Annotated in this window: 12 protein-coding genes and 1 pseudogene; 10 read left to right on the top strand and 3 right to left on the bottom strand. The window is 39.0% G+C overall.

Annotation, left to right across the window (positions count from 1 at the left end):
* The first annotated feature begins 42 nt into the window (after positions 1 to 42).
* The 5 genes from CY0110_RS05885 (at position 43) to CY0110_RS05865 (ending at position 7,875) form a co-directional block, all read left to right on the top strand.
* On the top strand, positions 43 to 1,422 hold the full coding sequence (locus CY0110_RS05885; RefSeq protein ID WP_008274408.1) for a cation:proton antiporter: 1,380 nt from the start codon (positions 43 to 45) through the stop codon (positions 1,420 to 1,422).
* 168 nt (positions 1,423 to 1,590) lie between these two features.
* Positions 1,591 to 3,438, top strand: a complete 1,848-nt coding sequence (locus tag CY0110_RS05880; protein ID WP_008274407.1) for an N-acetylmuramoyl-L-alanine amidase — start codon at positions 1,591 to 1,593, stop codon at positions 3,436 to 3,438.
* An 86-nt stretch (positions 3,439 to 3,524) separates the two neighbouring features.
* A complete protein-coding gene (murI, locus tag CY0110_RS05875; RefSeq protein WP_008274406.1) occupies positions 3,525 to 4,370 on the top strand; it encodes a glutamate racemase in 846 nt (281 codons plus the stop codon).
* Between the two features lie 781 nt (positions 4,371 to 5,151).
* Positions 5,152 to 6,123 carry a solanesyl diphosphate synthase gene (gene sds / locus CY0110_RS05870; protein ID WP_008274405.1) on the top strand — a complete coding sequence of 324 codons (972 nt, stop codon included), beginning with the start codon at positions 5,152 to 5,154 and terminating at the stop codon, positions 6,121 to 6,123.
* Positions 6,124 to 6,279: 156 nt separating this feature from the next.
* Positions 6,280 to 7,875: an Hsp70 family protein gene (locus CY0110_RS05865; RefSeq protein WP_008274403.1), complete on the top strand. Its 1,596-nt coding sequence runs from the start codon at positions 6,280 to 6,282 to the stop codon at positions 7,873 to 7,875.
* 124 nt (positions 7,876 to 7,999) lie between these two features.
* Here CY0110_RS05865 and CY0110_RS31620 read toward each other — a convergent pair.
* Positions 8,000 to 8,128: pseudogene (locus CY0110_RS31620) on the bottom strand (IS630 family transposase); the annotation flags it as partial.
* A 63-nt stretch (positions 8,129 to 8,191) separates the two neighbouring features.
* On the opposite strand from CY0110_RS31620, the gene CY0110_RS05860 reads away from it, so the two are divergent.
* Positions 8,192 to 8,440 (top strand): hypothetical protein, encoded by a 249-nt coding sequence (locus CY0110_RS05860; protein WP_035798635.1) that lies wholly within the window; start codon positions 8,192 to 8,194, stop codon positions 8,438 to 8,440.
* 248 nt (positions 8,441 to 8,688) lie between these two features.
* Positions 8,689 to 9,033, top strand: a complete 345-nt coding sequence (locus CY0110_RS05855; RefSeq protein WP_008274402.1) for a nucleotidyltransferase family protein — start codon at positions 8,689 to 8,691, stop codon at positions 9,031 to 9,033.
* A gap of 199 nt (positions 9,034 to 9,232) precedes the next feature.
* On the opposite strand, the gene CY0110_RS30350 is transcribed toward CY0110_RS05855, so the two are convergent.
* Positions 9,233 to 9,445, bottom strand: coding sequence for a transposase (locus tag CY0110_RS30350; RefSeq protein WP_008274399.1), 213 nt, complete (start codon positions 9,443 to 9,445; stop codon positions 9,233 to 9,235).
* 296 nt (positions 9,446 to 9,741) lie between these two features.
* Complete coding sequence (locus CY0110_RS05845; protein WP_008274398.1) at positions 9,742 to 10,155, bottom strand: helix-turn-helix domain-containing protein; 414 nt, start codon at positions 10,153 to 10,155, stop codon at positions 9,742 to 9,744.
* 201 nt (positions 10,156 to 10,356) lie between these two features.
* Between CY0110_RS05845 and CY0110_RS05840 the strand changes: the two genes are divergently transcribed.
* The 3 genes from CY0110_RS05840 to CY0110_RS28420 all read left to right on the top strand — a co-directional run bounded on the left by CY0110_RS05840 (position 10,357) and on the right by CY0110_RS28420 (position 11,700).
* Positions 10,357 to 11,283, top strand: coding sequence for an AAA family ATPase (locus CY0110_RS05840; protein ID WP_008274397.1), 927 nt, complete (start codon positions 10,357 to 10,359; stop codon positions 11,281 to 11,283).
* A 108-nt stretch (positions 11,284 to 11,391) separates the two neighbouring features.
* Positions 11,392 to 11,523: a hypothetical protein gene (locus CY0110_RS31335; RefSeq protein WP_269719914.1), complete on the top strand. Its 132-nt coding sequence runs from the start codon at positions 11,392 to 11,394 to the stop codon at positions 11,521 to 11,523.
* A 3-nt stretch (positions 11,524 to 11,526) separates the two neighbouring features.
* Positions 11,527 to 11,700: a DUF2949 domain-containing protein gene (locus tag CY0110_RS28420; RefSeq protein WP_071943785.1), complete on the top strand. Its 174-nt coding sequence runs from the start codon at positions 11,527 to 11,529 to the stop codon at positions 11,698 to 11,700.
* Positions 11,701 to 12,025 lie beyond the last annotated feature (325 nt).

The following is a 12,025-nucleotide window of genomic DNA, read 5'->3' as shown; positions in this document are numbered from 1 at the left end:
CTTTAGATGATAGCTGATATAACAATTTGCATGAATATATTAATGTCAACCTTGTCTCTCACAAACTTCTATATTCCCGTTCCTTTACTAGCGACGGCAACAGAAGGAGAAACTGCCGATAGTGCTTTAGTTTTAGCGAGTGTTCTCCTCAGTTTAGTAGTCATCTACTTTGCCAGTAAATTAGGAGGTGAACTTTGTTTTCGCATTAATCTTCCTCCCGTATTAGGGGAATTAGTCGGAGGCGTTGCCGTTGGAGTATCGGCCTTAGGTCTATTAGTCTTCCCAGAGGGAGGTTTTAGTGCCACAGACTCCCTTCTGATGCAGTTTTTGCAATTAACCACCGAAGTTACCCCAGAGGGCTTAGAAGCGGTGTTTTCCTCTCAAGGGGAAGTGGTTTCTGTTCTCTCAGAATTGGGCGTAATTATCCTCCTATTTGAAATTGGCTTAGAATCTGACTTAAAAGAGTTAATCCGTGTCGGGCCCCAAGCAGCGATCGTTGCAGTGGTAGGAGTGGTAACTCCCTTCGCCTTAGGAACCCTGGGATTAGTTTATGGTTTCAATGTCCCTATCGTTCCTGCTGTGTTTGCAGGGGCTGCTTTAACCGCCACCAGTATCGGTATTACCGCTAAAGTCTTAGCAGAATTGGGTCGTTTAAGTTCCTCAGAAGGACAAATTATTATTGGGGCTGCGGTTCTCGATGATATTTTAGGCATTATTGTCTTAGCAGTCGTAGCCAGTTTAGTAAAAACAGGAGAAATTCAAGTTTTCAATATTCTTTATCTCATTGTCAGTGCAGCCATTTTTCTCATCGGTGCGATTCTTTTAGGTCGTCTATTGAGTCCTTTGTACGTCAAATTAGTCGATGAAATGAAGACCAGAGGGCAACTTTTACTGGTGTCTATCTGTTTTGCCTTTGTCCTGTCCTATATTGCCCAAATTATTCAATTAGAAGGCATTCTCGGTTCTTTTGCTGCGGGTTTAGTTTTAGCAGAAACAACGAAACGTCACGAACTTGAAGAACTTATCGCTCCTATTTCTGATATTTTCGTCCCCATTTTCTTTGTTTGTGTAGGGGCAAAAACCGATTTAAGTGTTCTGAACCCTACCGTTCCCAGTAACCGAGAAGGCTTAATATTAGCTCTGTTTTTAATCGTTGTAGCGATTATTGGTAAAGTAGTCACTGGCTTTACAATTTTAGGAAAACCTGACCTTAATAAATTGGCGATCGGTGTCGGCATGATTCCCAGGGGGGAAGTGGGTTTAGTGTTTGCTGGTGTGGGTTCAGCCAGTGGTGCTTTATCCCAGTCCACCGAAGCAGCCATTATTATGATGGTTATCCTGACCACTTTTTTAGCTCCCCCCTGGTTACGAATGGTCTTTAAAGAACCGGCTGTCAGTCCACAAGAACAAGAAAGTACCTAATGAGAATCACCTGTTTTGCTCAGCATCAAAAATAAAGCTTTGCTGACAATAAAGAAGCATTCTCGAAACCTTAACCCTATTTTTTCGTCTTTTGGAGTTGATGAGTAAGACGGTTCCTATTAACCTGTATCAGTATTAGAACCGTTATTCTCCATAGGAGTAACTATTGTGAGATTTCACTGGCTACTATTAACTATCCTCAGCACCCTTTTGTTTGCCCTGCCAGCACAAGCCGGCAGACTCCTCTTTTGGCGATATGAAAATAATCAAAATCGCCTAATTTTTACCACTGATTCACGGGTTCAACCTCGGGCCCAGTTGATCCCTAACCCCACTCGTATCGTTCTAGACTTGCCAGGAATCACCTTAGGCCGTTCCACCGTCGATCAAACGATTGGGGGAACCATTAAAAGTGTGCGTGTGGGTCAGTTTAATTCTCAAACCACTCGTTTGGTGATTGAATTAGCCCCTGGATACACCGTTGATCCCACCCAGGTAAAGGTTAGGGGTCTTTCTCCGACCCAATGGACTGTAGAACTGCCAAATCCCCAACGGATTAGTAATTCTACAACCTCTAGACCGAATCCTCGTCCCAATCCCCCTACCAGTAACCCCTTACCTCAGCGGCCTCTTAATCCGTCTCCTTCTTCCTCTCAAGAAAATAATAATTTTCAAGTCACCCGTAATGGTTTATTTGTTCGTCTGGACAAACAAGGACAAAATCGGGATATTCAGGTAGAAGATCGCGAACAAGAAGAGGTCAAAACCATACAATTTACCTTACCTGGAGCATCCTTCCCCCAATCTTTAATTGATCAAACCCTTGCGGTTAATAAATACGGGGTCAGTGACGTTAAGTTTGAACAACCATCACCCTCTCAAGGCCGTCTCACCCTCCGAGTAGCCAAAGATAGTCCAGGATGGCAAGCTTATTATTCCCGTTTAGGAGGACTGGTTTTATTACCCCAAGGGGGTTTATCGGCCGTAGAAGATTTAACTTCCCCTGAGCCTTCCCCAGAGGTCAGCGTTAGCCCTGTCAAAAATCAAAATCCGACTATTTCCACCATTGAATTAACCAATAACAATAGTCAACTGTTGATTCAGTCCAACGGGCCTATCAAAGGTCAAGGGACGATTGATCGCAGAACAGGGGTTTTTGAAATTCGTATTCCTCAAGCTCAATTGGCAGACCCGATCCAAGGTCCTCAACTGGGGCGCAATAGTCCTATTTATCAGTTGAAGGTGAGTCAGGTAAATACGGATACCGTGGTGATTCAAGTTCGCCCTTCATTGGGGGTGCGTTTTGGGGGGTTACGGCAACCCAATGCTCAAACCTTATCCCTCGAAGTGCGTTCTTTACAAACCAGTAGTCCCCCTATCACCAATAATCCCACTGCTATCCCAGTTCCTTCTGCCCCGAACACCCCGTCTCAACCCACACCCCTTCCCCCTGGTAATCAAACCCCTAGGGGAAGGGTTCTGGTGGTCATTGATCCTGGCCACGGGGGAAAAGATCCAGGGGCGGTTGGGTTAGGGGGACTCAGGGAAGTCGATGTGATTCTCCCTATCTCTTTAGAAGTGAGTCAACTGCTTAAACAGCAAGGGGTGGAGGTGATGCTCACGAGAAATGCTGACTATTTTGTCAGTCTTCAGGGGCGCACTTCTATGGCCAATCGAGCAAGGGCTGATATTTTTGTCAGTATCCATGCCAATGCAGTGGGGGGTGGACGGTCTAATGTCAATGGGATGGAAACGTTTTATACGGGAAATCGAGAGTTAGCTGAGGCAATCCATCGTAGTATTTTACGAAATGTTACCATCGCCAACGATCGCGGGGTCAAGAGTTCTCGTTTTTACGTCCTGAGAACCTCTAGAATGCCGGCTGCTTTAGTAGAAACAGGATTTGTAACTGGGACGATCGATAACGCTAGATTACGTGATCCAGCTTATCGTAGTCAAATGGCCAGGGCGATCGCTCAAGGAATTTTAGATTATATTCGGCAAAAAGGTCTCTAAATTCGTTTCTGTTTCTACAATATAGTTACTAACCTATAAAATCATGGTTCAATTGTTAACTTTTCCTTTATTGACTTAATCACAACATGAGAGAGATTCAAAACAGTCCTATTGGTGTGTTTGATAGTGGTGTGGGAGGATTGACTGTTTTACGGGAACTTTACCGACAGTTACCCCAAGAATCCATCCTATATTTTGCTGATACAGCGCGACTTCCTTATGGTAATCGTGAAGCGTCCGAAATTTTACAGTTTGTTCGAGAAATTCTGGCTTGGATGACCGGGCAAAATGTCAAAATGGTTATCATGGCTTGTAATACCAGTTCTGCTTTAGCCCTCGAAGCAGTGCGCCAAGAGTTTGATCTTCCTATTCTAGGAGTGATCTTACCTGGAGCAAAAGCTGCCGTTAAACAAGGTAAGCGCATTGGAGTCATCTCTACTCCAGCAACGGCTAAAAGTCAAGCCTATCGTCAAGCTATTCAAGAAATTAATCCTGAGGCTCAAGTTTGGCAAGTGGGGTGTCCTCAGTTTGTTCCTCTAATTGAGCAAAATCGAATTTGGGATGTTTATACCAAGCAAGTCGCCCAAGAATATCTTAGCCCCTTACTTGCCCACGATATCGATACTTTGGTTTACGGTTGCACTCATTACCGTCATTTAGAAGCCCTTATTAAAACCATTATCCCTGGGACAATCAAACTGATTGATCCTGCTAGTTATGTAGTACAAGCTGCTAAAAAAGAGTTAGAATTGATGGGATTAAGTAAAATTTCTCCTGCTTCACCGACTCGCTTTGCTGTCAGTGGTTGCTCAGAGAGTTTCTCAAGACTCTCCCAGCAATGGCTGGGTTATTGTCCTTTCGTTGAGTCAGTATCTTTACCCGTTAGTTTTAGTCCTACCCTTGCCTGGGAACAAATAGAAGTGCTTGAATAAGCAGAAGGATTGGTTTTGATCTGAATCTCCTCACACCGTTACCAATCCTTTATCCTTGTCAATTATACAGTTGTTATGATCGTTAGATTTTGATTAAACAATTGTCTATCCGAGATCACGAGGAGGTGGGGATAACCACTTACCCGTACGTTTAGCAAGTATTAACAATCCGTAGATCATTAACAAATAGAGAGCAGCGAGAAACAGTGTGATCACAGGCATCTTCTTGTCTTCAAGTTATTATGGCTAAGGTGGACATTGTGTTATAATAAAGGGGTTGAGATTTTTTTCAGGTAGCTCAAAGTAGCAGCAGTTTCACGACACCTACCGCCCTAAGCTCGCAAGAAACAACCAAGGTCTTGGATGAACTTGCAACTAAAAGATTTCACTTTAACAGAACTATAACAGACTTCGACCTTTGATCAACGCCAGTCGTTTTCTACATCTGTTAGTTCTATTCAAACAGAGCAATTTCTCTGTCAGGTGATTGCATAAGCTGTTAGCTATAACTAGCTAACCCTTCCCTCATCCCTAAAATTCGCTTAAGAACAATGGCTTATCTATCAGCCTTTTAGGACAGAGGGGGAAATTCTTAAAACCCTTATTATTAACTTAACACAAGAATTCCGAAATGGATAATTTTTTTCGGGATTTTACCGGAGTTTAACAACTTGTTTGCAAGAAAATGGTCAATTAAGTTTCCTTGTCTGGAAGGTTAGCTTAAAATAAATACAACAATATGTAAACTTTCGTAACTGAATAACTAGGTTTGACTAACCGCATGATCTCAACAACTTCTTTCTTTTCCCCTGTAGAAGACGACTTACGCCTTTTGACAGATAACCTTAAACGCTTAGTTGGGGCGCGCCATCCGATTCTGGGAGCAGCGGCCGAACACTTATTTGATGCGGGGGGTAAACGCATTCGTCCAGCGATCGTTTTATTAGTGTCACGGGCCACTATGTTGGATCGTGAGCTCACTCCTCGTCATCGCAGACTAGCAGAAATTACTGAGATGATCCACACTGCCAGTTTAGTTCATGACGATGTGGTGGATGAAGCAGCTTTACGACGCAATGTACCCACGGTCAACAGTTTATTTGATAACCGCATTGCTGTTTTAGCAGGAGACTTTTTATTTGCTCAATCTTCTTGGTACTTAGCTAATCTAGATAATTTAGAAGTGGTTAAGTTACTCTCAGAAGTTATTCGTGATTTTGCTGAGGGAGAGATTTTTCAAGGGATTAATCGCTTTGATACCACTTTGACTTTAGATGCTTATTTAGACAAAAGTTACTACAAAACTGCTTCTTTAATCGCTAATAGTGCTAAATCTGCTGCTATCTTGAGCGATTCTTCTACTGAAGTGATTGATAGTCTCTACGCTTACGGAAGGTATCTTGGATTAGCCTTTCAAATCGTCGATGATATCCTTGATTTTACCTCACCTACAGAAGTTTTAGGTAAGCCTGCCGGCTCAGATTTAGTCAGTGGCAATATTACCGCTCCTGCTTTATTTGCCATCGAAGAAACCCCCTATTTAAAAACATTAATTGAACGAGAGTTTAGCGAAGAGGAGGACATCGAAAAGGCTTTATCTATTATTAATGAAAGTCAAGGCATTGCCAGAGCCAGGGAATTAGCCTCTTATCATGCACAACTTGCCCTTAAACAGTTAGATTGTTTAAAGTCTTCTCAATATTCTCAGTCCCTAACAGATCTGGTTGATTATGTTTTGAGTCGTCTTTATTAAGATTTTTCTTGTTTTTACAACCGTTCTTGTTTAAAAATCGTTTTGAGAAAGTTAGGTTAATTAATAATTTTTTTAACCGTTCTCTTGTCATGAGTTAAGGGTGTTTGCTATTTTAAAAGGATTAACTATTATTTACAGAATCCCTTTTAAATAAAAGTGTCTTACGCCCTTGACTTTGGTACCAGCAATACAGTCATTACCCGTGTCAACCCAGTGACACAACGATCAGAAATCATAAAACTTCCAGGATTGTCTCAAAAACTAGGGAATAATCCTCCTTTAATTCCTAGTTTAGTTTATATTGAAAATGCCAAAGATACTAATATTTTAGTAGGCCAAGCCGTACGCGATCACGGTTTAGATTTATCCAATAATTCAAGATTTTTTCGACAGTTTAAACGGGGAATCGGGGCAAATATTCAAGGATTTTTGCCCGAATTAGATGGTACATTTGTTACCTTTGAAAAAATAGGAGAATGGTTTTTAAATCGCGTTATTGAACAGTTAAAAAATGAATCAATAATGCCTTTAGATTCATTAGTTTTAACTGTTCCTGTAGATAGTTTTGAAACTTACCGCCACTGGTTGGGTAATGTTTGTCAAGGGTGGAATATTGACCAAGTTAGACTATTAGATGAACCGACGGCTGCTGCATTAGGATATGGAACAACAGAAGAGAAATTATTATTAGTCTTAGATTTTGGTGGGGGAACAGTAGATTTATCTTTGGTTAAATTAGGGAAAGAAAATCTCCAGAAAAATCAAGGTTTTATTTTAAAATGGGGTCAAAAATTTTTAGGAGAAAGTAAAAGTCAAAAGCCTAAAATAGCTCGTGTTTTAGCTAAAGCAGGGGCTAATTTGGGAGGTTCAGATATTGATAATTGGCTAATTAATTATTTTACAAAAACCAAAAATATACCCGTTTCTTCTTTAACGTTAAGGTTAGCAGAAAGAGTCAAAATCAAGTTATCATCTCAAGCAAAAGCTAACGAAGTTTATTTTAACGATGAAACCTTAAACAGTTACGAATTAGCATTAGACAGAGAAGAGTTTGAAAGTATCTTAAAAAAAGAACAGTTTTTTGCTAAATTAGACGATTTAATGACTCAAGTTTTGCAACAAGCAAGACGAAATGGTATTGAAAAAAAAGATATTGATGGTATTCTATTAGTCGGGGGAACGGTACAAATTCCTGCCGTACGAACTTGGGTGAAACAATACTTTGATGAGTCAAAGATTAAATGCGATCGCCCCTTTTCTGCTATTGCTGAAGGTGCCTTAAAATTAGCCGAAGGATTTGAGGTTAAGGACTTTTTGTATCATAGTTATGGTGTGCGATATTGGAACCGTCGTAAAAAGTGCCATAGTTGGCATTCTATCATTAAATCAGGGCAATCTTACCCGATGAATGAACCGATTGAAATTAAGTTAGGTGCATCTATTGAAAATCAACCGAGTATCGAATTAATTATAGGGGAATTAGGGTCAGAAACTGGGGGAACAGAAGTGTATTTTGATGGGGATAGATTAGTGACTCGTTCTTTAGGAAATGAACAAAGTAATGTCCAAGCTTTAAATGATAAAGATGGGGCGAGAACTTTAGCAAAATTAGAGCCTTTAGGGATGCCGGGAAGTGATAGAATTAAGTTACAATTTTGGGTAGATGAGCAGCGATTTTTGAGGGTAACAGTTAAAGATTTATTGACTCAAAACAGTTTAGTTGAGAATCAAATTGTAGCAGAATTAAGCTAAATCAATTATCTTAATATAACCATTATAAATTAGTTGAATTTAAAATAATGAAACAAATCAATGAATTTTTAGAAGGTTTATTAAAATGTATTCAGTTACTTGGTGCTATTGCAATATAGCCAGTCTAACTGAATTGTGAAAAAGCATCGTAGTTTTTAAAATTAGGAAGATTAAACAGTTTCAAATCAACAAAAAGTTGAAAAAGACGTTTAACAATTTTAAAATTTTTTCCGAATCTATAAAATCTTCTTAGTGCGGAATGCACCGCCCCTTTCCACTTACTTCCTTAATTATATTAATAATTTTAGCCTATTCAATGGCAACATTTTTGGGAAAAATCATTAAAGATAAAAGATTAGCTAAATATGTGGGGAGAGTTAGAAAAAATAAGAAAATGCGACGGAGACACAGTAACTTCTATATCGGGCTACATGGAAAAGATTGGGTTGTAAATTGCGATTTGTTTGCCGTTGAATCTCAGGCATTGATGCAAATAAGCCCTGGAAAATGTGCCTATTATCGACAAGAACGACGGGCTATATCCCTGATTAACTCTAGCTTGTAGTTTATTCTGTCCCCACGCCAGCTTTTTACCAGAATAGATAGCTTAAAATTTTAGAATTATAAAACTGATGACTGATGACTGATATATGATGCTTCTATTGTTGTTTTCTTCCCCCAACAAGAACCCGATATTTATAGAAGCGATCGCATTATTGCCTTAATCGATAATATTAACATAAATTTAACCCTTAATCAATTTTTTAGTTGGTTGAAAATTGATAAACAGTAAACATTTTAAATCTAAAATCAATGAACATACAAAAAAAATCCTCTAATTTTATTCAGCAAAGACTTAAGCTTTCACCAATAGATATTACTAATATTTGTGAACAGTGGAAAATTAAAAAAATGTCTTTATTTGGTTCAATTTTACGGGAGGACTTTAATCACAATAGTGATATTGACATATTGATTCAATTTGCTCCTTATGCTAGACAAGGTTTATTAACTTTAGCAAAGTTGAAACACCACCTAGAAGATATGACTCAAAGATCAGTCGATATTGTTGTACAAGAGTCAGTCGAAAATAGTGAAAATTGGATTCGTAAAGAGGAAATTTTAAATACTGCACAGATTATTTATGAACAAAGATAAAGCTTCATTACTGGATATTATTCAAGCTGGAAAGAAGATTTGAAAATTTTCTGAAGGAATGGATCAAAAAACCTTAGCTATTAATGAAGAAAAACAATCAGCTATTCTCTATCAAGTTATTATCATTGGAGAAATCGAGTTAATTTGAATACTTTATGGGATGTTATTAAACAAGATATCCCTGAGTTATACCAATTTCCTAAAGTCCGACTACAGATAAAGCCTCAAGAATAAAATCATATCCTGTAATAGAAGCGATATCTTTTTGACTAAAACCAGCCAATATATTTGCTAGAATTCTTCGTAAGAAATCTAATGAATTAAAGACTCTGTTTTTCAAGAATTTTTTGACCTCTTTCCACAATCTTTCAATGGGATTAACTTCTAGACAATAAGGGGGTGCGGAATGCACTGCCGCTTTCCACCTCGAATTGAATTCGAGGTGGGTCGGCAGTTGAAATAGTAGAACAATATTATCAGGGTCAGTCCAATTCTAGTTTCATCTTGACACCAATAACATATTTTAGAAGGCTTTTGGCAATATTTATTGAGGTAATTAATTTTTTCTTTTATGAGGTCTGACAGTTTTCTTGCTCCGTCCTATACGCTGAGGAAACCTCAGCGCGGGCGGTGCGCTTTTTTAAAGTTGTCTCTAAGTTCAGAATTTTGTTTGATATGCTGAGGGCGTGGAACTTTTAACTTACTCTTTCATTTATATCTTACTAATCCGTGGACTGTCCTATAAGGCACATTAATATCAAAACAAGTGGCTAACCACTGTTGAATTTCGCCATAACTGTGAAATCCTTCTGGTTTTTCTAATTCTTCTTTTAATTTCTCGATTATCGATCCAGGAATTGACCTTGGTCTTCCTCCTAAATTTGTTTTTGGTTCTAGGAGATGATCCAGTCCTCCAGTACGATATTTACGTAACCATTTTTGGACTGTCACACGATTACGCCCCAACATTATAGCAATTTGCTTAACCGTTGTAACCGTTTTAGTTTTTAGCCAGTAAAGAGTTTGAATCCTCTCTTTTTCTTGTGGATCTTTCGCCTTTTTTAAAAGTATTTTGAGGAACTCTGCTGATTCACTTATCTCAATTTTTACTCTACCTGACATTGTCTGCGATTGCCTGAAATCAATTATTTCTACAAGTGTAGCCTAAGTTTCGGAAATTGGTATTACTAGAATTAATTGAAGCTATAACAACTAATGAGGATGAGCATTGTTAAATTCAAAATAGAGGTTAATGTAAAGTATTACAACAAAAATGGGCAACTTAAGCATGGATCATAAACTCAGTTATCCCCAATACTTCCTATGAGAGATAAAATTGTTGCCCTCACAGATAATTTAAGTCGTACAATTGTTGGTAAAGAAAAGCCCATTCGTCTCGTTATGGTGGCTTTATTGAGTGGGGGACACGCATTACTAGAAGACGTTCCCGGTGTGGGTAAAACCCTCTTAGCTAAATCATTAGCTCGTTCTATTAACGGACGCTTTCAACGGGTTCAATGTACCCCCGACTTACTCCCCACTGATGTCACCGGAACCAACATCTGGAACCCCGATAGTCGAGAATTTGAATTTTTACCTGGCCCTGTATTCGCAAACGTCTTATTGGCCGACGAAATTAACCGCGCTACCCCTAGAACCCAGTCTGCACTCTTAGAAGTGATGGAAGAGAAACAGGTAACTGTTGATGGAGAAGCGCGTCAAGTTCCTAAACCCTTCTTTGTTATCGCTACCCAAAACCCCGTAGAATACCAGGGAACTTTCCCCCTACCAGAAGCACAAATGGATCGCTTTACTATTTCTTTAAGTATGGGTTATCCTAGTGAAGCCGAAGAATTGCAAATGTTGCAAAAACAACTGCAACGGGTTCAGGTTGATGAACTAGAGGCTTGTATCTCCTTAGAAGATGTACGAGAGTTACAACGGTTAACTAGCTTGGTAAAAGTAACCCCATCTTTACAGCAATATATGCTCACTATTGTACGAGCAACCCGTACCGATGATGACATTAGCTTAGGGGTAAGTCCTCGCGGTACCGTCGCTTTACAACGGGCCACCCAAGCAATGGCATTTCTGCAAGAACGAGACTATGCAACCCCGGATGACGTTAAATATGTCGCCCCTCATGTGTTAGCTCATCGTCTCATCGTCGCTAATGGCCGTCAACCCCAGGCCATTATTGAACGGTTATTGCGATCTCAACCGGTAGAACCCGAACTATTGGCTGCCTAAAATATTAAAAAATCCTTAACATACCGCAAGGAGTCTGGCAAGGTTCCTTGCAATTTCTTTACAAAATGATTAGAATAGTTTACATAACTTTACGAGAGGCTCAAAAATATGAGTAATATTATCATCGAACTTCTTACTGTTGCTGTCATCGTCATGACCGCTATAAGTAATCAATCCCAGAACAAAAGTGAGTCCGTGATGATTCGAGTGCCTGTTAATGATGAAATAAGGAAAAGTTAAATGATGTTAGAAAAGTTAATTGTTTTTTTACAAGATGAATTAGATATCCCTGCTGATCAAGTCAATTTGGCCTTACGAGATACTCAGGCCATTCCCTGTCAAGTGCCAATGCAACTATGGAAATATGGTTTAATTAACATGACTCAATTAGAAAAGATTTTTGATTGGTTGGAATAAGGAAAAACCAAAGCAGAAAGACTAAATCGAATCAGTTAATATGGTCTCGTTTTATTCTATGTTAAGACAGATTGAAATTAACAATAATTGTAGGGGTCAAGCTTATATCGTACCTTACAACCTTGATGACAAGAAACACTGTCAAAGAAAGCCGTATCAAAAGAACAAGAATGCGCTGAGCATAAGATAACTGAAAGATATAATCAATAATCTATGAGTTGATGAATTAACATAAAATAAATTATTATTATGATCAGCATTAACCCATAGGTACACTTATCCTATGGGTTCTCTATTTTACTAAAATGTTTACCATAGGGAGACT

This window comes from Crocosphaera chwakensis CCY0110, from assembly GCF_000169335.1.
Taxonomy (GTDB): Bacteria; Cyanobacteriota; Cyanobacteriia; order Cyanobacteriales; family Microcystaceae; genus Crocosphaera; species Crocosphaera chwakensis.
The sequence above is the reverse complement of the archived record's forward strand: the minus strand, read 5'-3'. Positions and strand labels throughout refer to the sequence as shown.